This is a genomic window from Streptomyces sp. PsTaAH-124 (assembly GCF_000373685.1).
Lineage (GTDB): Bacteria > Actinomycetota > Actinomycetes > Streptomycetales > Streptomycetaceae > Streptomyces > Streptomyces andamanensis.
In genome coordinates this window covers 20476-46624 of record NZ_KB892180.1, presented here as the reverse complement: position 1 = coordinate 46624, position 26149 = coordinate 20476, and the positions used below count along the sequence as shown (strand labels likewise).

The 26149-nt window shown below is 73.2% G+C and carries 23 protein-coding genes; 15 read left to right on the top strand and 8 right to left on the bottom strand.

What is annotated here, in order from left to right; all coding sequences use genetic code 11:
- Positions 1 to 104 precede the first annotated feature (104 nt).
- Positions 105 to 776 carry a response regulator gene (locus tag B086_RS0123430; protein WP_018568870.1) on the top strand — a complete coding sequence of 224 codons (672 nt, stop codon included), beginning with the start codon at positions 105 to 107 and terminating at the stop codon, positions 774 to 776.
- Between the two features lie 57 nt (positions 777 to 833).
- On the opposite strand, the gene B086_RS0123425 is transcribed toward B086_RS0123430, so the two are convergent.
- On the bottom strand, positions 834 to 1940 hold the full coding sequence (locus tag B086_RS0123425) for a DUF5937 family protein (RefSeq protein WP_018568869.1): 1107 nt from the start codon (positions 1938 to 1940) through the stop codon (positions 834 to 836).
- Between the two features lie 154 nt (positions 1941 to 2094).
- On the opposite strand from B086_RS0123425, the gene B086_RS0123420 reads away from it, so the two are divergent.
- A complete protein-coding gene (locus B086_RS0123420; RefSeq protein ID WP_018568868.1) occupies positions 2095 to 2322 on the top strand; it encodes a hypothetical protein in 228 nt (75 codons plus the stop codon).
- 116 nt (positions 2323 to 2438) lie between these two features.
- Here the strand turns inward: B086_RS0123420 and B086_RS0123415 are convergent, their stop codons facing one another.
- A complete protein-coding gene (locus B086_RS0123415; RefSeq protein WP_018568867.1) occupies positions 2439 to 3710 on the bottom strand; it encodes a threonine aldolase family protein in 1272 nt (423 codons plus the stop codon).
- Positions 3711 to 3887: 177 nt separating this feature from the next.
- Between B086_RS0123415 and B086_RS0123410 the strand changes: the two genes are divergently transcribed.
- The 10 genes from B086_RS0123410 to B086_RS0123365 all read left to right on the top strand — a co-directional run bounded on the left by B086_RS0123410 (position 3888) and on the right by B086_RS0123365 (position 12910).
- A complete protein-coding gene (locus B086_RS0123410) occupies positions 3888 to 4859 on the top strand; it encodes a Rossmann-like and DUF2520 domain-containing protein (RefSeq protein WP_018568866.1) in 972 nt (323 codons plus the stop codon).
- Between the two features lie 91 nt (positions 4860 to 4950).
- The gene (gene panC, locus B086_RS0123405) at positions 4951 to 5970 is read left to right on the top strand and encodes a pantoate--beta-alanine ligase (protein WP_018568865.1); all 1020 of its coding nucleotides are present in this window, start codon (positions 4951 to 4953) and stop codon (positions 5968 to 5970) included.
- Positions 5967 to 7700, top strand: a complete 1734-nt coding sequence (locus tag B086_RS0123400; RefSeq protein ID WP_018568864.1) for an L-aspartate oxidase — start codon at positions 5967 to 5969, stop codon at positions 7698 to 7700. The genes panC and B086_RS0123400 overlap by 4 nt, the downstream gene beginning before the upstream one ends.
- A 4-nt stretch (positions 7701 to 7704) precedes the next feature.
- Positions 7705 to 8709: a carboxylating nicotinate-nucleotide diphosphorylase gene (gene nadC, locus B086_RS0123395; RefSeq protein ID WP_018568863.1), complete on the top strand. Its 1005-nt coding sequence runs from the start codon at positions 7705 to 7707 to the stop codon at positions 8707 to 8709.
- Positions 8700 to 9497: a type III pantothenate kinase gene (locus B086_RS0123390; RefSeq protein ID WP_018568862.1), complete on the top strand. Its 798-nt coding sequence runs from the start codon at positions 8700 to 8702 to the stop codon at positions 9495 to 9497. Before nadC ends, B086_RS0123390 begins: the two co-directional genes overlap by 10 nt.
- A gap of 601 nt (positions 9498 to 10098) precedes the next feature.
- Positions 10099 to 10860, top strand: coding sequence for a hypothetical protein (locus B086_RS0123385; protein ID WP_106436145.1), 762 nt, complete (start codon positions 10099 to 10101; stop codon positions 10858 to 10860).
- 54 nt (positions 10861 to 10914) lie between these two features.
- Positions 10915 to 11106 (top strand): hypothetical protein, encoded by a 192-nt coding sequence (locus tag B086_RS0123380; protein WP_018568860.1) that lies wholly within the window; start codon positions 10915 to 10917, stop codon positions 11104 to 11106.
- Between the two features lie 111 nt (positions 11107 to 11217).
- Complete coding sequence (locus B086_RS0123375; protein WP_078531168.1) at positions 11218 to 11730, top strand: BlaI/MecI/CopY family transcriptional regulator; 513 nt, start codon at positions 11218 to 11220, stop codon at positions 11728 to 11730.
- Between the two features lie 9 nt (positions 11731 to 11739).
- Complete coding sequence (locus tag B086_RS0123370) at positions 11740 to 12309, top strand: amino-acid N-acetyltransferase (protein ID WP_078509999.1); 570 nt, start codon at positions 11740 to 11742, stop codon at positions 12307 to 12309.
- A 262-nt stretch (positions 12310 to 12571) separates the two neighbouring features.
- Entirely contained in the window at positions 12572 to 12910 is a 339-nt protein-coding gene (locus B086_RS0123365; protein WP_018568857.1) for a histone-like nucleoid-structuring protein Lsr2, read from the top strand.
- A gap of 16 nt (positions 12911 to 12926) precedes the next feature.
- Here B086_RS0123365 and B086_RS40580 read toward each other — a convergent pair whose 3' ends face one another.
- Entirely contained in the window at positions 12927 to 13559 is a 633-nt protein-coding gene (locus tag B086_RS40580) for an SCO3374 family protein (RefSeq protein ID WP_026252693.1), read from the bottom strand.
- 441 nt (positions 13560 to 14000) lie between these two features.
- On the opposite strand from B086_RS40580, the gene B086_RS0123355 reads away from it, so the two are divergent.
- Entirely contained in the window at positions 14001 to 16526 is a 2526-nt protein-coding gene (locus tag B086_RS0123355) for an ATP-dependent Clp protease ATP-binding subunit (RefSeq protein ID WP_018568855.1), read from the top strand.
- A 71-nt stretch (positions 16527 to 16597) separates the two neighbouring features.
- On the opposite strand, the gene B086_RS0123350 is transcribed toward B086_RS0123355, so the two are convergent.
- Positions 16598 to 19648: an NACHT domain-containing protein gene (locus B086_RS0123350; RefSeq protein ID WP_026252692.1), complete on the bottom strand. Its 3051-nt coding sequence runs from the start codon at positions 19646 to 19648 to the stop codon at positions 16598 to 16600.
- Between the two features lie 56 nt (positions 19649 to 19704).
- Positions 19705 to 20367: an HAD family acid phosphatase gene (locus B086_RS0123345; protein WP_018568853.1), complete on the bottom strand. Its 663-nt coding sequence runs from the start codon at positions 20365 to 20367 to the stop codon at positions 19705 to 19707.
- 454 nt (positions 20368 to 20821) lie between these two features.
- On the opposite strand from B086_RS0123345, the gene B086_RS0123340 reads away from it, so the two are divergent.
- On the top strand, positions 20822 to 21400 hold the full coding sequence (locus tag B086_RS0123340; protein ID WP_018568852.1) for a M23 family metallopeptidase: 579 nt from the start codon (positions 20822 to 20824) through the stop codon (positions 21398 to 21400).
- Positions 21401 to 21515: 115 nt separating this feature from the next.
- Here the strand turns inward: B086_RS0123340 and B086_RS0123335 are convergent, their stop codons facing one another.
- Positions 21516 to 22112: a TetR/AcrR family transcriptional regulator gene (locus B086_RS0123335; protein ID WP_018568851.1), complete on the bottom strand. Its 597-nt coding sequence runs from the start codon at positions 22110 to 22112 to the stop codon at positions 21516 to 21518.
- A gap of 152 nt (positions 22113 to 22264) precedes the next feature.
- On the opposite strand from B086_RS0123335, the gene B086_RS0123330 reads away from it, so the two are divergent.
- Entirely contained in the window at positions 22265 to 23830 is a 1566-nt protein-coding gene (locus B086_RS0123330) for an MDR family MFS transporter (protein ID WP_026252691.1), read from the top strand.
- Between the two features lie 93 nt (positions 23831 to 23923).
- Here B086_RS0123330 and cseC read toward each other — a convergent pair whose 3' ends face one another.
- A complete protein-coding gene (gene cseC, locus B086_RS0123325; protein WP_018568849.1) occupies positions 23924 to 25273 on the bottom strand; it encodes a two-component system sensor histidine kinase CseC in 1350 nt (449 codons plus the stop codon).
- Between the two features lie 11 nt (positions 25274 to 25284).
- Positions 25285 to 25986: a two-component system response regulator CseB gene (gene cseB / locus B086_RS0123320; protein ID WP_018568848.1), complete on the bottom strand. Its 702-nt coding sequence runs from the start codon at positions 25984 to 25986 to the stop codon at positions 25285 to 25287.
- Positions 25987 to 26149: the final 163 nt, after the last annotated feature.

The window sequence follows — 26149 nt, the reverse complement described above, 5'->3', positions numbered from 1 at the left end:
GCCGTTGTGCGCCGGTGCACCGCCCGACCGGCCGCGACCCGCTGCCCGCCCGCTCGCGCCGCTGTGCCGCCCGTACGACGCTCCTATGACGAAGAGGAACCCCGATGACGATCCGCGTGATGCTCGTCGACGACCAGGTGCTGCTGCGCACCGGATTCCGGATGGTGCTGGCCGCCCAGCCGGACATGGAGGTCGTCGCGGAGGCGGGTGACGGCGTCGAGGCGCTCCAGGTGCTGCGGGCCACCGCGGTCGACGTGGTGCTGATGGACGTCCGGATGCCGAAGCTGGACGGGGTGGAGACCACCCGCCGCGTCTGCGCGGAGCCGAACCCGCCCAAGGTGCTGATCCTGACCACCTTCGACCTGGACGAGTACGCCTTCTCCGGGCTCAAGGCGGGCGCCTCCGGGTTCATGCTCAAGGATGTGCCGCCCGGCGACCTGCTCGCCGCGATCCGCGCGGTGCACAGCGGTGACGCGGTCGTCGCGCCCTCCACCACCCGGCGCCTGCTCGACCGGTTCGCGCCGATGCTGCCCTCCGGCGGCCAGGAGCCCCGGCACAAGGAGCTCCAGCGGCTCACCGAGCGGGAGCGCGAGGTCATGATCCTGGTCGCGCAGGGCCTGTCCAACGGCGAGATCGCCGCCCGGCTGGTGCTGTCCGAGGCGACCGTGAAGACCCATGTGGGCCGCATCCTCACCAAGCTGGGCCTGCGTGACCGCGTGCAGGTGGTCGTCCTGGCCTACGAGACGGGGCTGGTCCGCGCGGGCGGCCACGGCTGAGACCCGCACCGCCCCGCCCGGGGCCGCGGACGTGCCCCGGGTCCCCGGGCGCGCGGGTCAGCGCAGGATCCCCTCCAGGAAGTCGCTGCCCAGCCGGGCCACCATCGTCACGTCCAGCTGGTGGTAGACGTACCGGCCGCGGCGCCGGGTGGTGACCAGGCCGGCCTTCTTCAGCACGCTCAGATGCCGGGATATCTCCGGGGCGGTCATGCCGTGCGCCTGGGTCAGCTCACCGGTGGTGAACGCGCTGCGGGCCAGGCTGCGGCACAGCCGCATCCGCACCGGGTGGGACAGCGCGGACATCCGCAGCGTCAGCTGCTCCACGGAGGGCGGCGCGGCCGGCTCGGGCGAGCCGACCGGGTAGTGCAGCACCGGCTGCCAGGCGTGGCGGTGCAGCACCATCAGGTGCGGCCAGCCCAGGCTCGTCGGGACGAGCAGCAGGCCGCCGCCCGCCGTGGCCGTCCGCCCGTCGCCCAGCTTGTCGACCGTGATCCGGGCCGCGGCCTCGTCCAGCGCGACCGCCGGGGACACCGCGGTCAGCGCGTCGGCCAGGCCCCGGCGGCGCAGCAGCTCCGTCTTGTGCCGGGCGTCCGCCGCGAGCTGGTGGCGCAGCCGGGCCCAGGTCTCCGCGAAGAACGCCTCGTCGCAGTCCTGGAGGAACTGCCGCAGCCAGCCCCTGATGTGCGGCGGGTCGGCCAGCAGCCGCTCACTGAAGAGCACCTGCTGCGGCCCGCGCGCGGCGGCCAGCTCCAGCGCGCGGCGGCGCAGCCGCGCATCGCCCAGCGGGCCGGGGCCCGGCCCGCTGTAGGGCAGGGCGCAGGTGAACTCCAGGGCCGCGTCCACGAACTGCTCGTCGGACAGCTTGTCCAGCAGGTCCAGCTCCTCGGCGAGTGTCTGCCCCGGCAGTCCGCTCGCGCCGGGCAGCCCGGCGAAGGGCAGGAAGAGGTCGGAGAACGTCGTACGCCACAGGAAGTCCGCCTCGCACATCCGGTCGGCCAGATGCGGGTCGAGCCGGGCGGTGACGCCCGTGACCCAGCCCTGGAGGCCCGGGTGGTGTGCCGGCTCGGACAGCGCGTGCAGCGCCATGCCCAGCTCGGCCAGGGGAGAGGGCACGACGGCGATCCCCTCCGGCCGCAGCCCCGTGATGTCGATGCGCACGCTCATGCCCCCATGGTGCACGCGCCCACCGACAACGCGGATCCCGATTGACGGCCGCCGTCAATCGGCGGGACTTCGGCGGGGCGGCGGCGCAGGGTGGAGGCACCGGGGCAGCCGCGGAGCCTCTTCCATCCACCCGTCCCGAGAGGGCGATACGGCCATGAGCCTCACCGAGCAGTACTTCCTCGACGTCCACCGCGCCCGCCGCCACGGCGAGCCGGAACCCCCCGCACCGGGCCTCAACGACTGGCAGGTGGTGCGTGAACTGCGGGAGCGGCGGCGCTTCGGCGCGGTGCTCGCGGGCCGCCCGGCGCACGGGCGGCTGCGCCTGGCCCTGGACCGGTGGCGGCACCGGCAGGCGCGGCGGCCCCGCCCCACGGGGTGCTGAGCCGCACCGGACCGCGGCCGCCGCCGCACCGCGCCGGGACGCCGCCACCGGAGGCGTCTCCGGCGCCGGAGAGGGCCCGCCCGTGCCACCTGCCCCGACCTCGTGGGTACGCCGGGTCAGGTCCGGGCGCACGCCTCAGCGAGGCACGCGGCGAAGCCGGCGACCGCCGACCGCACGTCGTCCGCCGTCCACTCCAGGCCCGCGGCGCGCACGGTGACCTCGGTGAAGGCGAGCCCGGGGCCGCCGCGGTCCCAGGGGCGGGCGAACAGCAGCGTCCGCGTCGCCTCCCCGTGGAGCACCGCCGCCTCGGCGAGCACCTCCGCGTCGTACGGCAGCCAGACCTGGAACTCGTGGGTGTGCGGCACCTCGGGGTGCACACGGAACCAGGGCACCCCGGCCGCCGCGAAGCCCTCGCGCAGCGCGGCGGCCACCACGCGCGCGTGCCGCACGTACGAGGGCAGGCGGGGCAGTTCCCGGTCGAGCCCGGCCAGCGCCGACAGCGCGGTCGGGAACTGCTGGAAGACCGTGCCGCCGTACCGGTGCCGCCAGGTCTTCGCCTCGGCCACCAGCTCGGCCGGCCCGGCGAGCACCGCGCCGCCGAGGCCCTCCAGGGACTTGTAGAGCGACACGTACACGCTGTCGGCCAGGTCCGCGATCTCCGCCAGCGGCCGACCGAAGTGCTCGGTGGCCTCCCACAGGCGCGCGCCGTCGAAGTGCACCACGGCGTCCCGCTCGCGGGCCGCGGCGACGACGTCCGTCAGCTCCTGCCAGGTGGGCAGCACGAAACCGGCGTCCCGCAGGGGCAGCTCCAGCATCAGCGTCCCGAAGGACTCGTCCAGGCCGCGCACCTCGTCGGCGGTCGGCTGCCGGGGCTCGCTCGTCACCCGGACCGGGCGCAGCCCGCTGACCTGGCTGAGCGCATGGCGTTCGTGCACCTCGGGGTGGGCCAGGGCGTGCAGGGCCACGGCCCGGTCGCCGGTGCGGGCCGCCCAGCAGCGCAGCGCGACCTGCTGGGCCATCGTGCCGGTCGGGAAGAAGGCGGCGGCCTCCTTGCCGAGCAGGGCCGCCGTCCGCTCCTCCAGGGTCTCGACGACACCGCTGCCGTACATGTCCGACGTCTCGTCGAGGTCGTGGACGTCCCGTGCCTGCTCCAGGTCCGCCAGCCGCTCCCGGAGCGTGCCGAGATAGGCGGGGCGCGACAGGACGCGCTCCGCGCTCCGGTAGGCGGCGAGGCGCCGTTCGCGCAACCGCGTGCGCCGCTCCTCGGCCGCGGCCGGGTTCTCGGCCGGGTCCTCCTGATGATCTGTCCGGCCCGTGCCGTCCGCCCGGCCGTGGTGCCGGTCCTGGTGCTGGTCCTGGTCCGCCGTGTCGTCCATGCCGTGGATCATCCCCCGCGCCGCTCGCACGGGGCACCCGGATTTCACCGCCGGCCGCGCGGGCGTGCCGCGGGCCGTGGTGTGACCCACAGCCTGTGGACGAACGGACGCCTCCCGGACGGATAGCGTTAACATGACGAGAAATCGTCCGGTACCCGGAGCGGACTGGAACGGGAAGGCCACTGCCGCGTGAGTACAAGCCAACAGCCAGACCCCAGGGACCGCCCCGCGCGGCTCACCGTCGGCGTCGTCGGCGCCGGCCGGGTGGGTCCCGCGCTCGCCGCGTCCCTCCAGCTCGCGGGCCACCGTCCGGTGGCCGCCTCGGGCGTCTCCGACGCCTCCAGGCGGCGGGCCGGGCACCTGCTGCCCGGCGTCCCCCTGGTGCCGCCCGCCGAGGTCCTGCGGCGCGCCGACCTGGTGCTCCTCACCGTCCCCGACGACGCCCTGCCCGCCCTCGTCGCGGGCCTCGCCGAGACCGGCGCCGTACGCCCCGGCCACCTGCTCGTGCACACCTCGGGGCGGTACGGCACGCGGGTGCTGGACCCCGCCCGGCGCGCGGGCGCCCTGCCGCTGGCCCTGCACCCGGCGATGACCTTCACCGGCACCCCCGTGGACGTGCAGCGGCTGGCCGGGTGCTCGTTCGGCGTCACGGCGCCCGAGGAGCTGCGGATGGCCGCCGAGGCCCTGGTCATCGAGATGGGCGGCGAACCGGAGTGGATCGCCGAGGAGATGCGCCCGCTCTACCACGCGGCCCTCGCCCTGGGCGCCAACCACCTGGTGACGCTGGTCGCGCAGTCCATGGAGCTGCTGCGCGCGGCCGGTGTGACCGCCCCCGACCGGATGCTCGGCCCGCTGCTCGGCGCTGCCCTGGACAACGCCCTGCGCTCCGGCGACGCGGCCCTCACCGGCCCGGTCGCGCGCGGGGACGCGGGCACGGTCGCCGCGCACGTCGACGAGCTGCGCCGACACGCCCCGCAGACCGTCGCGGGCTATCTGGCGATGGCCCGCGCCACCGCCGACCGCGCCCTCGCCCACGGGCTGCTCAAGCCGGAGCTGGCCGAGGACCTGCTCGACGTCCTGGCCGAAGGGACCGCGCGCCCCGGCGGCGCCCCGGGCCATGGCGGCACCGACGCCGGTGAGGACGAGGGTGATGCCCGATGACCCGCGCGGGGCACTCGGCGAACCGGACGGCGCGGACCGCCGCGGAGGAGGGCCGTCCGGTGACCCCGGCGCCCGGGAACGGAGACGCCCGATGACCACAGCCCTGCTGCGCACCGCCGACGAGCTGCGCGCGCGCGTGCGCACCGGCCGCCGCGCCGTCGTGATGACCATGGGCGCCCTGCACGACGGGCACGCCGCCCTGATCCGCGCCGCGCGCCGGAGTGCGGGCGACGGCGGCGAGGTCGTCGTCACCGTGTTCGTCAACCCGCTCCAGTTCGGCGCGGGCGAGGACCTGGACCGCTATCCGCGCACCCTGGAGGCGGACGTCAAGCTCGCCGAGCAGGCGGGGGCCGATGTCGTCCTCGCGCCCTCCGCCGACGAGGTCTACCCCGGCGGCGAGCCGCAGGTGCGCGTCACCGCCGGGCCCATGGGCGGACGTCTGGAGGGCGCCTCGCGACCCGGGCACTTCGACGGCATGCTCACCGTCGTCGCCAAGCTGCTGCACCTCACCCGCCCGGACGTCGCCCTGTTCGGGCAGAAGGACGCCCAGCAGCTCGCGCTGATCCGCCGCATGGTGCGCGACCTGAACTTCGGCGTGGAGATCACCGCCGTCCCCACCGTCCGCGAGGACGACGGACTGGCCCTGTCCAGCCGCAACCGCTACCTCTCCCCGCAGGAGCGGCGCACCGCCCTCGCGCTCTCCCAGGCCCTGTTCGCCGGACGCGACCGGCACGCCGCCCAGGAGGCGCTGCGCGCCCGCGCCCGCGAAGTGCCCTCCACGCGCGCGCGTGCCGACGCGCTGAGCGCGCTGGGCGAGTCCCGTGCCGCGGCCGACGCCGCCGCCGTCGCCAAGGCGGCACCCGGCGCGCCCGACGCCGTCCGCGCGGCGGCCCGGCTGGTCCTCGACGAGGCCGCCCGCCTCGATCCGCCGCTCGAACTGGACTATCTGGCCCTGGTCGACCCGGCCGACTTCACCGAGATCGGCGACGGCTTCACCGGCGAGGCCGTCCTCGCCGTCGCCGCCCGGGTCGGGGCGACCCGGCTGATCGACAACATCCCCCTGGCCTTCGGCGCCCCCGGGGACCCGGCAACCCTTGGAGCCGCCTTGTGACCAGCACCGGCATACGCCTGCACGCGCCCGCGCCCGGGTGGTCCGTCGCCGCGGACGTCGTGGTCGTCGGCTCCGGCATCGCCGGGCTCACCGCCGCCCTGCGCTGCGAGGCCGCCGGGCTGACCACGGTGGTCGTCACCAAGGCCCGCCTGGACGACGGGTCCACCCGCTGGGCCCAGGGCGGCATCGCCGCGGCCCTCGGCGAGGGCGACACCCCCGGGCAGCACCTGGACGACACCCTGGTCGCCGGGGCCGGCCTGTGCGACGAGGAGGCCGTACGGATCCTCGTCACCGAGGGCCCCGACGCGGTCCGGCGGCTCATCTCCACCGGGGCCCGCTTCGACACCGACGACGCGGGCGGCATCCAGCTCACCCGCGAGGGCGGCCACCACCGCCGCCGCATCGTGCACGCGGGCGGCGACGCCACCGGCGCCGAGGTGTCCCGGGCGCTGGTCGAGGCGGTCCGCGCGCGCGGGATCCGCACTGTGGAGAACGCCCTCGTCCTGGACCTGCTCACCGATGCCGAGGGCCGTAGCGCGGGCGTCACCCTGCACGTGATGGGCGAGGGCCAGCACGACGGCGTGGGCGCCGTGCACGCGCCCGCCGTGGTCCTCGCCACCGGCGGCATGGGCCAGGTGTTCTCCGCGACCACCAACCCGGCCGTGTCCACCGGTGACGGTGTGGCCCTCGCCCTGCGCGCCGGTGCGGAGGTCTCCGACCTGGAGTTCGTGCAGTTCCACCCGACCGTGCTCTTCCTCGGCGCGGACGCCGAGGGCCAGCAGCCGCTGGTCTCCGAGGCGGTCCGCGGCGAGGGCGCCCACCTGGTCGACGCCGACGGCGTGCGCTTCATGCTGGGACAGCACGAGCTGGCCGAGCTGGCGCCCCGGGACATCGTCGCCAAGGGCATCACGCGCCGGATGCAGGAACTGGGCACCGAGCACATGTTCCTCGACGCCCGGCACTTCGGCGCCGCCATGTGGGAGCGGCGCTTCCCCACGATCCTGGCCGCCTGCCGGGCCCATGGCATCGACCCGGTCACCGAACCCATTCCCGTCGCCCCGGCCGCCCACTACGCCTCCGGGGGCGTACGCACCGACTCCCGCGGCCGGACCACCGTGCCCGGCCTGTACGCGTGCGGGGAGGTCGCCTGCACCGGCGTGCACGGCGCCAACCGGCTCGCCTCCAACTCCCTCCTGGAGGGACTGGTCTACGCCGAGCGGATCGCCGCCGACATCGCCCGCGAGCGGTCGGAGGGCGCTCTGCACGCGCGCGTGCCCGAGCCCGTCCCGCACCCCGGGCAGCCCGCGCACCCGCTGCTCGCCCCCGAGACCCGGTTCGCGATCCAGCGGATCATGACCGAGGGCGCCGGTGTGCTGCGCTCCGCCGCCTCCCTGGCCACGGCCGCCGACCGGCTGGACGCGCTGCACACCGAGGCCCGTTCCGCGCTCGACGAGAACGGCAAGACCGCCGAGCCCGGCATCGACACCTGGGAGGCCACCAACCTCCTGTGCGTGGCCCGCGCCCTGGTGGCCGCCGCCGGGCTCCGCGAGGAGACCCGCGGCTGCCACTGGCGCGAGGACCACGCCGAGCGCGACGACGCCCGCTGGCGGCGCCACAACGTCGTACGGCTGAACCCGGACCGTTCGCCGGTCGTGCACACCACGGACACCGCAGACTTCCCCCCGACCCGTCCCGGGGCCACCGGGCCCCGCCGTCCCCAGGAGCAGTGAACAAGTGAGCACCGAAGACCTTCCCCTCGCCCCGAACGGCGGCTGCGGCGACGGCTGTGCCTGCGGCGCGGACACCGACGAGGACCACGACGGCTACGACGAGTGCGGGCTCGACCCCGCGCTCGCCGAACTGCTGGCCGGTGCCGGACTCGACCCCCTGGAGGTCGAGGACGTCGCCAACGTCGCCGTCCAGGAGGACCTGGCCCACGGCGTGGACGTGACGACGGTCGCGACCATCCCCGAGGAGGCCGTGGCCACCGGCGACCTCACCGCCCGCGAGGCCGGTGTGGTGGCGGGCCTGCGCGTCGCCGAGGCGGTGCTCTCGGTGGTCTGCACGGACGAGTTCGAGGTCGAGCGGCACGTCGAGGACGGCGACCGCGTCGAGGCCGGGCAGAAGCTGCTGTCGGTCACCACGCGCACGCGCGACCTGCTGACCGCCGAGCGCAGCGCGCTGAACCTGCTGTGCCGTCTGTCCGGCATCGCGACCGCCACGCGCGCGTGGGCGGACGCCCTGGACGGCACCCGGGCCAAGGTGCGCGACACCCGAAAGACGACGCCGGGCCTCAGGTCCCTGGAGAAGTTCGCCGTCCGGGCCGGCGGCGGCGTCAACCACCGCATGTCCCTCTCGGACGCGGCCCTGGTCAAGGACAACCACGTGGTCGCCGCCGGCGGCGTCGCGGCGGCCTTCGCGGCCGTACGGGGGGCCTTCCCGGACGTGCCCGTCGAGGTCGAGGTCGACACCCTGCACCAGCTGCGCGAGGTGGTCGACGCGGGCGCCGATCTGATCCTGCTGGACAACTTCACGCCCGGTGAGTGCGAGGAGGCCGTGGCCATCGTCGACGGCCGCGCGCTGCTGGAGGCCTCCGGCCGGCTCACCCTGGACAACGCGCGCGCCTACGCGGAGACCGGCGTCGACTTCCTGGCGGTCGGCGCCCTCACCCACTCCTCGCCGATCCTGGACATCGGCCTGGACCTGCGCGCGCCGGAAGCGGAGCAGGCATGCTCCTGACCATCGACGTGGGCAACACGCACACGGTCCTCGGCCTGTTCGACGGCGAGGACATCGTCGAGCACTGGCGCATCTCCACGGACGCCCGCCGCACCGCCGACGAGCTGGCCGTCCTGCTCCAGGGCCTGATGGGCATGCACCCGCTGCTCGGCGACGAACTGGGCGACGGCATCGACGGCATCGCGATCTGCGCGACCGTCCCCTCGGTGCTGCACGAGCTGCGGGAGGTGACCCGCCGTTACTACGGCGACGTCCCGGCCGTCCTGGTCGAACCGGGTGTCAAGACCGGTGTGCCGATCCTGACCGACAACCCCAAGGAGGTCGGCGCGGACCGCATCATCAACGCGGTCGCGGCGGTCGACCTGTACGGCGGCCCGGCCATCGTCGTGGACTTCGGCACGGCGACGACGTTCGACGCGGTCTCCGCGCGCGGGGAGTACATCGGCGGCGTCATCGCCCCCGGCATCGAGATCTCCGTGGACGCCCTCGGCGTCAAGGGCGCCCAGCTCCGCAAGATCGAGGTGGCCCGGCCGCGCAGCGTGATCGGCAAGAACACGGTCGAGGCGATGCAGGCGGGCATCGTCTACGGGTTCGCCGGGCAGGTGGACGGCGTCGTGGGCCGCATGGCCCGCGAACTGGCCGACGACCCGGACGAGGTCACGGTGATCGCGACCGGCGGCCTGGCACCCATGGTGCTCGGCGAGTCCTCCGTGATCGACGAGCACGAACCCTGGCTCACCCTGATCGGCCTGCGGCTGGTCTACGAGCGGAACGTGTCCCGGCTCTGAGGCACGCCCCCGCGTGACGCCGCGCCGTACGCGTGCCACCGTGCGCGTACGGCGGTCCGGGCCCTCCCCAGGATGCGCCGGCCGACCGAGCCGACAGGCGCACGGCCGCCCGCGCCCGCGTGCACGCCCCGCCGCGTCGCGCCGCCCGCGCGCGGCGGCTTCCCCGGCCGGACCCCGCCGACCTACGGCCGGACCCCGCTCCCCCCCTTGCGGCCGGACCACCCATCCGGACCGCCCCCGTCCGGGCCGCTCCGATCACCCGCTCACCCGCGCCGGCCGAATGCGCGGCCGGGTGCGCCGGTCGTGCGCCCCACGGGACCGGGCAGCCAAGCCGACCGGATGCGCCCGCGCGTGCGCCCCGTCAGGTCGGGCCGCCCGCGTATGGCGCCTTCCCTCCCCGGGGCCCCTCCCTGACTGCCCCTGCCCCCTGCCCCCGGCCGAACCCCCGACTGGTTCCCGACCACCCGCGCCAGCCCGACGCGCGGTCGCCCGCGCCCGCGCGCGTAGGCCCTGTCGGGCCGCGCCACGCGCCCGGCACGCCACGCCCGCCACGCACGCGCCTTATGTCGAATTTGTCTGATTAGCGCGTATCGTCGGGCCCATGCCCACGCCATATGGAACCCGCGGCGGCATGGCGTTCGGCGCGGAGGAGCTGCGTGTGCTCCGCCGCGCCCTCGCCGTTGCCCTTCATCTCCGCCCCGCCCGCGCCGAGGACGTGCAGGACTGCCTCCGCCTCGCCGAGTCGCTCGACGAGGCGATGCGCGAGGGTGCCCGGCTGCGCGCGTTCCTGGTGGCCGACCTGGCCCGCTACCGTGACGCGCTGCCCGGCTCGGCTTCCGGCTACTTCGCGCTCCTCGACGAGGCCCTGGACGCCGGATACCGGCCCGTCCCCGACGACCTCGCGGCCCTGCGCGCCCTGCGCGGCACCCCGGCCGCCGCCGCCCTGCTGCGCCGCTGCGCCGGGCACGGCGCCGTCCCGGCGGTCCCGGCCTCCCGCGCCCCGCGCGGGGGCTTCGGCCCGCTCACCGCCGTCCAGGCGCCCGCGCCCGGTGTGCCGGCCGCCCGTTCGGCCCAGGACGGCGGAGCGAGTCCCGGGCCCGCCAAGCGGCCCGCGCCCAAGCCGGGCGAGCGCCCCGCCCCCGCGCGGCCCGCCCCGGCCCAGCCCGCCCCCGCGCAGCCCAGCCCGGCCCAGCCCGCCAGGCCCGCGCAGCCCGCCCGGCCCGGTCCGGCGCCCGCTCCCGGGGGCGGCAAGCCCGCCCGCCGCCCCGTCCCGACGCCCGGCGAGGTCTTCCCGCGCCGCAGACCGGCGCCGCCGTCCCCCGGCTCCGGCCAGCGGCTCGTCGCCCGTCTGGCCGCCGTGTAGCCGTCCGGGCGACCCCGCCCCTGTTTGTCCCCGGGTCCTGGCTACTCTGGATCCATGGACTACGTCTCCGCACTCGTTCCGCCGATCGTGATGGCCGCGTTCTTCATCGGCCTGGTCAGGGTGATCGTGAAGACCCAGGGCGGTGCCGCCAAGGCCAAGGAGGACGCGGCCGTCGACGCCGCGCTGGCCCGTACGGGAGGCGGCCGGAACGCCGCCTCCGCGGGGACCTCCGCCCCCGACGCCTGACCCGGCGTCCGGCCCCGGGCCCGGCCTGCCGTACGCCCTTTTTGTTCGCTTTCGTGGCGTAATCGGATGTTCGGCACGCTTCTGGCCGCATCTCCCACTAAGGTCTGAGGTGTGCCTCGCCCCTTGGGAGAACTCGAAGACGCGGTCATGACACGGGTGTGGAAGTGGAACCGCCCGGTGACCGTTCGAGAAGTCCTGGAAGACCTCCAGCAGGAACGGACCATCGCGTACACCACGGTGATGACCGTTTTGGACAATCTCCATCAGAAGGGCTGGGTGCGCCGGGAAGCGGAAGGCCGGGCCTATCGATATGAGGCCGTCTCCACCCGGGCCGCCTACGCGGCCGCACTGATGAACGACGCCTGGTCCCAGAGTGACAACGCCGCCGCCGCTCTCGTCGCCTTCTTCGGCATGATGAGCGAGGAACAGCGGCAGGCCCTGCGGGACGCCGTACGGATCGTCGAAGGCGCGCCGGAGGCCACGGCGGCGGGGTTGCGCACGGAAGGCACCGAAGCCGCCGCCGGTGAAACCGCAGGCGAAACCGGCGGTGAAACCCATGGCGAAGCCGACGGTGAAACCGGCGACCGGAACCCCGGCGCCGGAGCCGGCGGCACCGGGCGATAGCGTCCGCCCATGCCCGCAGAGCAACCCGCAGAGCATCCGGCGAAGCGACCCGCAGCGCAGCGCGAAGTCACCGCAAAAGCCATCACCGTCCGGCGGGCCCGGACCAGCGATGTCCCGGCGGTGCGCCGACTGCTCGACGACTACGCCCGCGGACGCATCCTCCTCGACAAAGCGACCGTGACGCTTTACGAGGACATCCAGGAGTTCTGGATCGCAGAACGGGACGACAACGCCGAGGTCGTCGGGTGCGGCGCACTGCACGTGATGTGGGAAGACCTGGCGGAAGTGCGCACGCTCGCGGTGAAGCCGGGCCTCAAGGGCGCCGGTGTCGGGCACCGGCTGCTGGAGAAGTTGCTCCAGACCGCACGCTGGCTCGGCGTTCGCCGCGTATTCTGCCTGACCTTCGAAGTCGACTTCTTCGAGAAGCACGGCTTCGTGGAGATCGGTGAGACACCCGTCGACACGGATGTCTACGCCGAGCTGATGCGTTCCTATGACGAGGGCGTCGCGGAGTTCCTCGGTCTCGAACGAGTGAAACCGAACACCTTGGGCAACAGTCGGATGCTTCTGCATCTGTGATCCACACCGGCGCCCGGAGAGGACGGCGGTGCCGAGCCGTGGAAGCCGCATTCCGCCGGACCGGCCATGCCCGCGTTCCCTATGTCCGAAACGCGCATGTTTCCGGGCGGGGATGAGGGTCCGGTCTCTCCCAGGGGTTTGTGTTTTTCCCGCAAAAGCGGTTTGCTTTCCGACGTACTGCTGTACTGCATATAACAGGGGACGGTGAAACGGCGGACGCCGACCCACCCCGGCCCTGACGTTATCGATGAAAGGAAATCCGGTGGCACAGAAGGTTCAGGTCCTTCTTGTCGATGACCTCGACGGCGGCGAGGCGGACGAGACCGTTACGTTCGCACTGGACGGCAAGACCTACGAGATCGATCTCACCACCGCCAATGCGGACAAGCTCCGCGGCCTTCTCGAGCCGTACGTGAAGAGCGGCCGGCGTACCGGCGGCCGTGCTTCGGGCGGGCGCGGAAAGGCGCGTGCGGCGGCGGCCGGCGGCAGCCAGGACACCGCGCAGATCCGTGCGTGGGCCAAGGAGAACGGCTACGACGTCAACGACCGCGGCCGTGTCCCCGCGACCATCCGCGAGGCGTACGAGAAGGCCAACGGCTAGTCACCGCCGGCGAGACCTACCGGACCGGTGACCGGCCCCGCGGGTGCCGCAGCCGGACCCGGTGGCACTGCGTAGCGGCGGTGCGCACCAGCCGTACGAGATCGGGGGCGCCCCCACCGGCCCCCTGCGCCGACATCGTCGGCAGCGAGGACTCGACCTCGCCTCCGGACTCGGGGGGCCGCAGCCACTCGGCGGCCCCCTGCGGGTACGTCCGCGCCCCGGCGCCGGGCGGCGGCGGCGCGTCCATCAGCGCCCCCGCGCCGAGGCCCACCAGGTCCAGGTCCAGCGCGTCCCACTCCAGCCAGCGCAGCAGCCCCGGCAGCTCCTCCGCGCTGCCCGCGGCCACCAGCAGCCGCATCCGGTCCCCCTGCACGGCCACCGGGGACGCGGGCACGCCCGGACACGTCCCCAGGCGGCGCAGCGTCGCACGGCCCGCCTCCAGCGGCATGTCCAGGACGTCGAAGCCGCGGCCCACGACAAGTCGTGCCGGTGCTCCGGGCACCGTCGCCCACCCCAGCTCGTTCTCGTACCAGCGGCGTGCCCGGTCGGCGGGACCGAGCGGCCGGCGAGGGGACGGGAGCGGAAGGGGAGCCGTGGGGATCGCTGGGATCACCGGGACCACCGGGATCGCGGAGAGGCTGCCGACCATGCCGGTCCAACCGCCGGGCCCGCCCGGAGGTTACGGTGAGTCGCCCTCCGTGCGCCCTGCGTGTCCGAAGCGGGGTCGCCCGGCGGCGGTACGGCGCGCAAGGGTGTTCGCCCATAGCGGAGGGAACCGGGGCGTCCCGCATGGAGTGTCCGTTCCCGCGGGTAAGACATGCCTAGTGGGAGGGGGCGACACGCAGGCCGCACCCCGGGCAGAGGAGTCTCACGTTCGCCATCGGCGTACTGGCGACTGGGGTAACTGCCTGGCCTGCGGGAACATCGTCTCGCACCATCGGGTTGGAGCAGATGTCGGCGTTCGGGGTCAGGAGGCCATCGACGGTGTCGGCAGTTGGAATGAGCGGTCCCCGCTTGCGGGACTAAGCTGCGGAAGGACAGGGAGGGGAAGTTCCCCCCACTGCCTGACCGCTCTGAGGAGCGATTAACGATGTTCGAGAGGTTCACCGACCGCGCGCGGCGGGTTGTCGTCCTGGCTCAGGAAGAAGCCCGGATGCTCAACCACAACTACATCGGCACCGAGCACATCCTCCTGGGCCTGATCCACGAGGGTGAGGGTGTCGCCGCCAAGGCCCTTGAGAGCCTCGGGATTTCGCTCGAGGCGGTCCGCCAGCAGGTGGAGGAGATCATCGGCCAGGGCCAGCAGGCGCCCTCGGGCCACATCCCCTTCACCCCCCGTGCCAAGAAGGTCCTGGAGCTGTCGCTCCGCGAGGCCCTCCAGCTGGGGCACAACTACATCGGCACGGAGCACATCCTGCTCGGCCTGATCCGCGAGGGCGAGGGCGTCGCCGCCCAGGTCCTGGTCAAGCTGGGCGCCGACCTCAACCGGGTGCGGCAGCAGGTGATCCAGCTGCTCTCCGGTTACCAGGGCAAGGAGACCGCCACCGCCGGCGGCCCTGCCGAGGGCACCCCCTCGACGTCCCTGGTCCTCGACCAGTTCGGCCGGAACCTCACCCAGGCCGCCCGCGAGTCCAAGCTCGACCCGGTCATCGGGCGCGAGAAGGAGATCGAGCGGGTCATGCAGGTGCTGTCCCGCCGCACCAAGAACAACCCGGTGCTGATCGGTGAGCCCGGCGTCGGCAAGACCGCCGTCGTCGAGGGCCTCGCCCAGGCCATCGTCAAGGGCGAGGTGCCCGAGACCCTCAAGGACAAGCACCTCTACACCCTGGACCTCGGCGCGCTGGTCGCCGGCTCCCGCTACCGCGGTGACTTCGAGGAGCGCCTGAAGAAGGTGCTCAAGGAGATCCGCACCCGCGGCGACATCATCCTGTTCATCGACGAGCTGCACACGCTGGTCGGTGCGGGTGCCGCCGAGGGCGCCATCGACGCCGCCTCGATCCTGAAGCCGATGCTGGCCCGCGGTGAGCTCCAGACCATCGGCGCCACCACGCTGGACGAGTACCGCAAGCACCTGGAGAAGGACGCGGCCCTGGAGCGCCGCTTCCAGCCCATCCAGGTCGCGGAGCCGTCCCTGCCGCACACCATCGAGATCCTCAAGGGTCTGCGCGACCGGTACGAGGCGCACCACCGCGTCTCGATCACCGACGAGGCCCTGGTGCAGGCCGCCACGCTGGCCGACCGGTACATCTCGGACCGCTTCCTGCCGGACAAGGCGATCGACCTGATCGACGAGGCCGGTTCCCGGATGCGCATCCGCCGGATGACCGCGCCGCCGGACCTGCGCGAGTTCGACGAGAAGATCGCGGGCGTGCGCCGCGACAAGGAGTCCGCGATCGACTCGCAGGACTTCGAGAAGGCCGCCTCCCTGCGCGACAAGGAGAAGCAGCTCCTGGCCGCCAAGGCCAAGCGGGAGAAGGAGTGGAAGGCCGGCGACATGGACGTCGTCGCCGAGGTCGACGGCGAGCTGATCGCCGAGGTCCTCGCCACGGCCACCGGCATCCCGGTCTTCAAGCTGACCGAGGAGGAGTCCTCGCGTCTGCTGCGCATGGAGGACGAGCTGCACAAGCGGGTCATCGGCCAGGTCGACGCCGTCAAGGCGCTGTCCAAGGCGATCCGCCGTACGCGCGCCGGTCTGAAGGATCCGAAGCGTCCCGGTGGCTCGTTCATCTTCGCCGGTCCGTCCGGAGTCGGTAAGACCGAGCTGTCCAAGGCGCTCGCCGAGTTCCTCTTCGGTGACGAGGACGCGCTGATCTCCCTCGACATGTCGGAGTTCAGCGAGAAGCACACGGTCTCGCGGCTCTTCGGTTCGCCCCCCGGCTACGTGGGCTACGAGGAGGGCGGCCAGCTGACGGAGAAGGTGCGCCGCAAGCCGTTCTCGGTCGTCCTCTTCGACGAGGTCGAGAAGGCCCACCCGGACATCTTCAACTCGCTGCTCCAGATCCTGGAGGACGGTCGTCTGACCGACTCCCAGGGCCGGGTCGTGGACTTCAAGAACACGGTCATCATCATGACGACCAACCTCGGCACCCGGGACATCTCCAAGGGCTTCAACCTGGGCTTCGCGGCCACGGGTGACACGAAGACCAACTACGAGCGCATGAAGAACAAGGTCTCGGACGAGCTGAAGCAGCACTTCCGGCCCGAGTTCCTCAACCGCGTCGACGACGTGGTCGTCTTCCCGCAGCTCACCCAGGACGACATCCTGCGGATCGTCGACCTGATGATCGGCAAGGTGGACGAGCGCCTCAAGGACCGGGACATGGGCATCGAGCTGTCCCAGTCCGCCAAGGAGCTGCTGTCCAAGAAGGGCTACGACCCGGTCCTGGGCGCCCGGCCGCTGCGCCGGACGATCCAGCGGGAGGTCGAGGACACGCTCTCGGAGAAGATCCTCTTCGGCGAGCTGCGCCCCGGTCACATCGTGGTCGTGGACACCGAGGGCGAGGGCGACGAGAAGACCTTCACCTTCCGGGGTGAGGAGAAGTCGGCGCTGCCCGACGCTCCGCCGATCGAGCAGGCGGCCGGCGGAGCCGGGCCGAACCTGAGCAAGGACGCGTGATCCCGCGGGACGACGCGTGACGGAAAGGGCCGGTGCCTTCGGGCACCGGCCCTTTCCGTGTGCGGGCGCGGTCAGGAGCGCAGATAGGTGATCTCGGCCGCCGGGAAGAGCTGGGCGTGCAGCTCGCGCGGGTCGGCGTAGTCCCAGCGGGACCGGAAGACGACACGGCGCACATGCGGCAGCCGCTCGGCCAGGGCGCTCAGAAGGTGCGCGTCGTGGCGCGAGGTGAGCCTGAGGTCCCGTACGCCCGGCAGTTCCGGCATGGTCCGGAGGCCGTGTTCGAGCATGAGCCGGCGCAGGACGAGGCTCGTCAGCGCGGGCAGCGCGGCCACCTCCCGCCAGTCGGCCCCGGTGAACCCGTGCGGGTCGCCGAGGCTGAGCGAGGTCAGGGTGGGCCAGGCGCTCAGCCCGCGCAGGGCGTGGCCGCGCATCAGGGCGACGGTGCCGAGGTGCAGGTGCTCCAGCGGGGCGCCCGTGGGCAGTACGCCGGTGAGGCCGCCGTCGGGCAGGAGCTGGTCCAGGGAGAGCCGCCGCAGCTGCCGCAGCGCGGTGAGCCCGGACAGATCGGCGATCTCCCCGAAGGCGAGGTCGGTGAGGGGCAGCGGGGCGAGCCGGTCCAGGCCGTGGGCCCAGCCGCAGCCCTTGAGCCACAGGCCGTCGAGCCCGGAGAACGGCAGCAGGGCGCCCAGGTCGTCGATCAGCGGGTTGTCGCACAGATCGAGGAGGCGTACGCCGTCGCGCCCGGGGACGGCAGCGGCCATGTCCGCGGCCGGGTGCGCGCCCCGGAAGGTCACCCGCTGCCAGGGCCGCATCCGGGCCAGTGCCGCCCGCTGCGCGTCCGTCTCGCAGGTGATCAGGAGGCCGTCGCGGTCGAGGTGGTCCAGGACCGCGGCCGCGTACTCCTCGGTGCCGAAGCGGCTCCAGGTGCCGACGAGCTGGCGCCGGACGCCGAGGTCCGGGTGGGAGCGGAAGCGGCGCAGCACACCGAGGGCGCCCGCGGGCTCGTCCGCGCCGAGCACCGACGCCGTGACCGTGACGCCCAGTGCCTCGGCGTCGGTCAGTCCCTCGGGCCCCGGCAGCAGCTCCAGCACCAGGGGGCCCGCCTCGGCCAGCGCCTTGGCGTCCTCGGGGGTGCGCGGCGGGATCAGCGCGGCGGCGCGGGCCTCCACCTCGGCGCGCACCGCCGGTTCCAGGGCCGGGGTGTGCTCCAGGCAGGCCAGCGCCAGCAGGGCCAGCCGCGGGGTGCCCCGGCCGAGCAGCCGCCGCAGCACCGAGGCGCGCTCGCGGGGGCGGGCGTGGGCCACCGCCATCCGGACGACGTCCTCCCACTGGGTCTCGTGGGCGCGGTCGGCCAGCAGGTCGAGGTGGCCCTCCTCCACGGCGTGGCGGGCACCCAGGTAGTCCTGGAAGGTGCGGTGCACGAAGTCCACGGCGCCCTCGGCCGGGCGGCGCAGCAGTCCGCTGCGCAGCAGCAGGGTGCGCAGGACGGCCGCGGCGGTGGCGGGGTCGGCGGGCAGGGCGAGCGAGGGCAGGCGGCGCTCCACGATGCCCTCGGCGGTCTCGGTGTCCATCTCGGTGCGGCCGCTCAGCACCAGTGCGTAGGCCAGGCGCTGGAGGAGTTCGAGGGCGGCCTCCTCACCGAGGTCCACCTCGTCCGTGCCGGCCAGGCCGCGTTCGCGGTCCCGGCGGGTCAGCAGCATCGCGAGGGCGGCGTCGTACAGCTCCTTGCGGCCGGTGGGGAGATAGCCGCGCCGCTCGCGGTGCAGGGCGCAGATCAGGCCGCACATGAGCGGGTTGGTGGCCAGGCGCGCGAGATCGCGTTTGGTGCGCAGGGAGTCGATGAGCGCGCCCGCGTACTCCGGGGCGTGCGCGGCCTGGTGCCAGCGGTGGACGAAGGTGGCGACCTCGGGTTCGCGCATCGGGGCCAGGGTGAGTTCGCGGAAGCCCTCCTGGGCCAGCCAGTCGGGGCGTACGGCGGTGGGGCGGGAGGTCAGCAGCCACTGGTTGCCGGGGTAGGCGGCGAGCAGGGCGCTCAGCCAGTCGCGGGTGCGGTGGCGGTCGGCGGCGGGGATCTCGTCCAGGCCGTCCACCAGGACCAGGGCCCGGCCCGCGGTGAGGACGCGCTCGGCCCAGCCCTCCGGCTCGCCGAGCGGGCAGCCGGCCGCCTTCAGGAAGCCGTCGGGGGCGGGGAGGGGGCCGGTGCGGGCCAGGGTGCGCAGAGGCAGCACGAAGGGGACGCGGTCGCCGTCGCGGGCCGCGGTGACGGCCAGCCACTGCACCAGGGTGGTCTTGCCGGACCCGGCGTCGCCGCGCAGCAGGACGCGGGGGGCGGTGCGCAGCGCCTCCTCGGCCGGCAGCCGGGCGGCGTCGGCGACCGCGTGCTCCTCCGGTGCCGGGACCGGTGCGTCCTCCTGGGCGCCGGTGGCCTCCAGGCTCAGATAGGCCACTTCCAGGGGCCAGCGGTCGGGGGAGTCGCGCAGGTCGATGCCGTAGATGGTGATGTGGTTGTGCCGCTGCGCCAGGTGGGGCAGGTAGCGGCGTTCGAAGGCGGTGTCGCGGGCGTCGGGGCGCGGGGTGCGGACGATCAGCTCGTCGATCCGGGCGATCAGCTCGGACTGCGTCCGGGTCTGCTCCACCAGGGTGCGGGCGACGAAGGTGGAGCGGCGGGTGAAGAACTCCAGGATGTGCAGGCAGGCCCATTCGGTGGCGCTGTCCAGGAAGTACGCGGCGTCGGCGGACAGCCCGTGGGCGGCGGGGGCGGCCTCGGACAGCCGCCGGGCGAGTTCGCGGTGGCCCAGGCGTACGGCCTGGACGTCGTCCATGCCGAGGTCGCCGAGGGCGAGCAGGCGCGCGGCCAGCGCGTCGGTGACGGCGTCCTGCTCGCCCGGCGGGAAAGGCGGCTCGCCCGGCTGGTCCGCGGCGCCGCCGACCAGCCGTCCGGCAAGCCTGTGCACCTCTTTCTCGCCCAGGGAGCGCTTCTCGCCGCGGAAGGAGACGAGGTCGCTCATCCGCACGGGCCGGTCCACCAGTGCGGCGCCCGGCCCGTCCGCCACGAACAGCTTCCTGACCAGCGGCGCGATCAGGCTGGACGCCAGTCTGCCGCCGAGTGCCATGGGCTCCATCCGCCGCACCCCCCGTGATGTCGCGAACGGCTGGAGCCTATGCCCTGGCCGGAGGATCAGGACAACTGGCCGTCGTAGTCCGGGAGTTTGAACGTCTTCTCGGCGTGGCCGCCGGACAGGTCGGTGGCGCTGTTGCCGATGTTCGCGATGATCGTGTAGCCGTCGGCCTCGATGCCGGCGCGCTGGGCGGTCTTGTAGTCGGCGACGTTCTTGAACAGGTCGAACAGACCGCGCACGGCGAGGCCGTCGACGCGGTAGCCGTCGTGCTCCAGGTTGTACCGGGTCGGGGCCTTGACGATGCCGGGGCGGGCGGTGACGAAGAACAGCGCGACGCCGTGCTCCTGGGCGTACCGGGCGACCTCCAGCACAGGCTTGTTGGCGGGCTGGGGCCAGGTGAAGCCGAAGTCCGTCTCCAGGGTGGTGTTGTCGACGTCGAACACGACGGCCTGCTTCTCGCCGGGGGTGCCGTGCGCGATGCGCTGCTTCAGATAGGGCAGGGCCTGGTCCATCACGGCCTGGCAGTCCCGCTGCCAGGTGGTGTGGTCGACCTTCCCGGACGGGGTGGCGTTCGCCGTGGTGACGGCCGTGGTGGTGGCCGCGGGGGCGGGCGCCGGGGCGCCGGCCGCGGCCTCGGCGCCCGCCGGGACGGCCAGTGCGGCGACGGCGACCGCGGCCAGGGCGGTCGTACCGGTGCGGCGCGTCCAGGTGCCTGGGGTCATGGAGGGGTCCTCTCGCGTGCTCAGCGCTGGGGATGGGCTGGGAGCATGCTCGTGCGCCCGGGTGGCGGGAGGGGAACCGAATGATTACTTGCGGGTAACTCTGCTGAGACGGGCACCACATGAGCCCGGTCACAGGAAAGGGGGCGCCAGGGGGGTCCACCGGTGACATGGGGCACAGGCGTTTTCTCCCGCACTAAGGCGCCTAGTAGGGGACAGGCACCCTTAAATCGGACATTTCGTCCATCAGGGTGGAGGGGTGTGGGGGTTTTACAGCGGTTTTGTCCCAGATGCCCGAGGTGTCAAGAGAGCTGCATCACTGCCCGCTGTTACTAGTTCGTGTCGTAGTGGGGGTGTTTGAGGGCCGGTGACCGGCGGGGTTACCAAGGTGGGGCCCCGCCCGGCGCAGCACCTGCGTCCCGGGTGGTCCACATGTCCCCCACCCTCAGAGGTTTCGATGTTCCAGCGCGCCACCGTCCGTTCTTCCCGTGCGACCAAGCTCCGTACCCGTGCCGCCGTCCTGGCCGCAGGCCTGGGAGTGACCGCCGCAGTGGGTGCGGGCGCCGCGTCGGCCGCCGAGATGGCGGCCCCGACCGCCACCGTCGCCAAGTCGGCGGCGGCCTGGGTCGACCCGGTCAAGAGCTACACCCTGAGCGCCAGCTTCAACCAGGGCGGCAGCCACTGGGCCCACAAGCACAGCGGCCAGGACTTCGCCGTGCCGATCGGCACCAACGTCGTCGCCGCGCACGGCGGCACGGTCGTCAAGGCCGGCCCCAACGGCGGCGGTGACGGTCCGGCCTACGGCAACGCCATCGTCGTCAAGCACGCCAACGGGCTGTACTCCCAGTACGCCCACCTCTCCCGTATCGACGTGAAGGTCGGCCAGGTCGTCACCACCGGGCAGCACATAGCCAAGTCCGGCAACACCGGCAACAGCACCGGCCCGCATCTGCACTTCGAGATCCGCACCACCCCGAACTACGGCTCCGCCGTCAACCCGGTCGTCTTCCTGCGCGCCCACGGCGTGAAGGTCTGAGCCACCGGCCGACGGCCCGCCGGGCCCCGAGTCTGCCCGGCTGAACGTTTCACCACCGTGCCGTCCCGTCGCTTCCGCGGCGGGGCGGCACGGTGCTGTCCGCCGTCCGGGACGCTCAGCCGCCGTGCGCGCCCCGGTGGGCCTGGGTCACCAGATCGATGGAGACCTCCAGGACGGCCTTGCGCCGCTCCTCCGGGTCGCCCTCCAGGTCCTGCATCACGAACATGCCGGCGTGCAGCGTGAAGAGCGCGCTGATGCAGCGGACCTGGTCGGTCAGGCTCGCCTCCGGGTCGGTGATGATGTCCCGCAGGGCGCGCATCCAGTCCTTGAAGCTCTCGCCGATGCGCAGCTCCCGTACCGTCGCCTGGTTCTCCTGCATGAAGCGGAACAGCGGCGACGCCCCGGCGAGCGCTTCGCTGTAGCGGCGGACGATCTCCTGTTTGGTCTCCAGTGTGCGCGGCTGCTCCCGGCCCCACACGATCAGGTCCTGGAGCGGCTGCGTCAGATCCTCGAAGAGGCTGACGACGATCTCTTCCTTCGTTCTGAAGTGGTAGTAGAGAGCCGCTTTGGTGACGTCCAGGCGCTCGGCGATCTCGCGCAGGGACGTCTTCTCGTAGCCCTGCTCCGCGAAGAGTTCGAGGGCCACGTCCTGGATGCGCTGGCGGGTGTTGCCGCGGCGCTGCTGCTTCGTGCCGTCCATCGTGACGCCCATCCTCGTACTCCTTGCGCTGTCCGGGAAACTTACCTGCCGACAGGCCAGCAGAAACTTACTTGACGCCCGGCTAGTTAAGCTCTACCTTCCCGAGTGTAGTAACTTGCCGGTCGGCAAGTAAGTAGGCAGGCACCTGGGGGAGCTGGGGAACGATGGCGGACACAGCGATAGCGGACACCAAGACCGGCGCGGACGCCGGTCCACAACCGAGGAGCGTGCGGGTCGTCCTGCTCGCGCTCATGATCGCCATGATGCTCGCGATGCTCGACAACATGATCGTGGGCACCGCGATGCCGACGATAGTCGGCGAGCTGGGCGGGCTCCAGCACCTGTCCTGGGTGGTGACCGCCTATACGCTCGCCACCGCCGCGGCCACACCGCTGTGGGGCAAGCTCGGCGACATGTACGGGCGCAAGGGCGCCTTCATGACCTCGATCGTGATCTTCCTGGCCGGCTCCGCGCTGAGCGGCATGGCGCAGGACATGGGCCAGCTGATCGGCTTCCGGGCCATCCAGGGCCTGGGCGCCGGCGGTCTGATGGTCGGCGTGATGGCCATCATCGGCGACCTGATCCCGCCCCGCGAGCGCGGCAAGTACCAGGGCATGATGGCCGGCGTCATGGCGCTGGCGATGATCGGCGGCCCGCTGGTCGGCGGCACCATCACCGACAACTGGGGCTGGCGCTGGGCCTTCTACATCAACCTGCCGCTCGGCGCGGTGGCGCTGGTCGCGGTGAGCGCCGTGCTGCACCTGCCGAAGAAGCGCGCGCAGGCGCGCGTGGACTACGTGGGCGCGGCGCTGCTCACCCTCGGCATCAGCTCCATCGTGCTGGTCACCACCTGGGGCGGCACGGAGTACGCCTGGACGTCCGCGCGGATCATGGAACTGATCGCCATCGGCGTGGTCGCGCTCATCGGGTTCGTGTTCTGGCAGACCAGGGCCGCCGAGCCGATCGTGCCGCTGCACATCTTCCGCAGCCGCAACTTCACCCTGATGTCGCTGATCGGCTTCGTCACCGGCTTCGTGATGTTCGGCGCGGTGCTCTTCCTGCCGCTGTACCAGCAGGCGGTGCAGGGCGCCTCCGCGACCAACTCCGGCTTGCTGCTGCTGCCGATGCTCGGCGCCATGCTGGTGGTGTCGATGGTCGCGGGCCGGGTCACCACCAGCAGCGGCAAGTACAAGGTCTTCCCGGTGGTCGGCAGCGTCCTCATGGTCGTCGGTCTCTACCTGCTGTCCATGATGGACACCGGCACCACCCGGCTCACCTCGGGCCTGTTCATGGCCGTCCTCGGCGCGGGCATGGGCTGTCTGATGCAGATCACCATGCTGGTCGCGCAGAACAGCGTGGAGATGAAGGACATGGGCGTGGCCTCCTCGTCCACCACCCTCTTCCGTACGCTCGGCTCGTCCTTCGGTGTGGCGATCATGGGCGCGCTGTTCAACAACCGGGTCCAGCACGAGATGGCGGAGCGGGCCGGTGCCGCGGGCTCGAAGATGACCGAGAAGTCCGCGCAGCTCGACGCGGCGAGCCTGGCCAAGCTCCCGGCCGCCGCCCGCGAGGCATACCAGCACGCGGTGTCCTCCGGTACGCACTCGGCGTTCCTGCTCGGCTCCGTGGTCGGCGTCGTCGCGCTGGTCGCGGCGGTGTTCGTCAAGGAGGTGCCGCTCAAGGGCGCGGGACCGGCCCCGGCCGAGACGGCGGTCGAGGCGCAGATGTAGCGGCAGCGGCGGCCCGGACGCGCCGCCGCCCGTACCGTACGAAGGCCCCCCGGCCGTCCGCCGGGGGGCCTTCGCCGCGTCGGGACCGGTGGGTCACTCCGGCAGCGTCGGGTAGCTGCCCGTGCTGGTCGGCGCGTGTTCCGGGAGCCACAGGACGGCGACCGCGCCCTCGGCCGGTACGTGCTCGGGGGCGCCCGCGGGCCGGACGTTGCGGAAGGTGAGCCGGGCGCCCAGCACCCGGGCCTGCCCGGCGGCGATGGTCAGACCGAGGCCGTGGCCGCGCCCGGCGCGGTCCGCGCTGCCGGTGCGGAACCGGCTCGGGCCCTCGGCGAGCAGCGCCTCGGGGAAGCCGGGACCGTGGTCGCGGACCCGGATGACCCGGCCCTCGACGGTCACCTGGATCGGCGGCCTGCCGTGCCGGGACGCGTTGGTGATCAGGTTGAACAGCACCCGCTCCAGGCGCCGCGGATCGGTGGTGACCATCGACTCGTGCACCACCCGCACCTCGACGTCCGGGTCCTTCGCCGCCACCCGGCGGGCGACGAACTCGCCGAGCATGAGGTCCTGCAACTCGGCCCGCTCCGAGGCGCCGTCCAGCCGGGCCACCTCCAGGACGTCCTCGACCAGCGTGCGCATGGCCTTCGCGCGGTCCAGGACCAGCTCGGTGGGGCGTCCCGGCGGCAGCAGCTCGGCCGCCGTCAGCAGCCCGGTGACCGGGGTGCGCAGCTCGTGCGCGATGTCCGCGGTGACCCGCCGCTCCGCCTCCAGCCGCTGCTGGAGGGCGTCCGCCATGGCGTCCACCGCACGCGCGAGATCGTCGGTCTCGTCCCGTACGACACCGCCGATGGCGTCCCGCACCCGGATGTCCGGCTCGCCGTTGGCCACCTGGTTCGCCGCGGTGGCCGCCTTGCGCAGCCGCCGCGAGAGCTGGGCGCCGATGAGCACGCCCAGCGCGCTGCCGCCGAGGACGACCGCGATGGAGCCGATGACCAGGGCCTGGTCGAGGTCCCGGAGGATGTTCGCGCTGCGGTCGGTGAAGTGGGTGTGCACGGACAGCACATGGCCGCCCTTGATCGGCATGGCCGCCCAGATGTCCGGCACCCCGCCCCGGTGGTCGGAGACATAGGTGGCCCGGCGGCCCTCCCGGACCTTCTGCTGGAGCGCGGGCGGCAGCATCGGGTCGTCGACCTTGATGATCGTGGAGGTCGGCCGGTGCCCGGGGCGCTCGTAGAGCGGCTGGGCGTACACGAGCCGCGAGTCGGCGAGGTCGCGCGCGTTGTCCAGCATGGACACCCGCGCGGCGTTGTGCACGACCAGGCTCAGCGCGACGGCGATCAGCGCGCCGACCAGCGCGATGGCCGCGCTCAGCTTCCAGCGCAGACCGGTACGGATCTTCGCGTGCTCCAGGCGCCCGGGAATCCGGCGCCGCGTGTTCCCCCGCATGCCCGCCCCGCTCAGGCCTTCAGCTTGTAGCCGAAGCCGCGGACCGTCTCGATGCGGTCCTGGCCGATCTTGGTGCGCAGCCGCTGCACATGGACGTCGACGACCCGGGTGTCACCGCCCCAGCCGTAGTCCCACACGCGTTCCAGGAGCTTGTCCCGCGACAGCACGGTGCCCGGCGCGGAGGAGAACTCCAGGAGCAGCCGCATCTCGGTGGGGGTGAGGCCCACCGGCAGCCCGGCCCGGCGCACCTCCATGCCCTCGGTGTCCACCTCCAGGTCGCCGAAGGTCAGCACCGCGCCGTCCACCCCGGCCGCGTCCGCCTCGGCGCGGTCGCCGCCGGCGTGCCCGAAGCGGCGCAGCACCGCGCGGATCCGGGCGACCAGGACGGCGCCGTCGAACGGCTTGGTCACATAGTCGTCGGCACCCGCCTCCAGACCGAGGACGACGTCGATGGAGTCGGCGCGCGCCGACAGCATGATCACCGGCACCGTGGACTCGTCGCGGATGCGGCGGCACAGGCTGACGCCGTCGAGGCCGGGGACCATGACGTCCAGCAGCGCGATGTCGGGCCGCCGCGCCCGGAACGCCTCCAGGCCGGACAGTCCGTCGGGCATCGCCGTGACCGCGAAGCCGTCCCGCTCCAGGGCGAGCTGGGTGGCCTCGCGGATGACATCGTCGTCCTCGACGAACAGGACATGGGTCTGGTCTGCCATCCCGGTGCTCTCAGTCCTCTGTGCTTCAGGCGCGTCCACGGAGGTGGACGCACCGGACGGGTGGTGCGTTCAGCGGTGCCGTGCCCGCCGGTGCCGCGCCGGTCCCGCGGGGAGCGGGTCCGTGCGGCGCCTACCCGGTCGGTGCTGCGTTCATGGGGTCCGC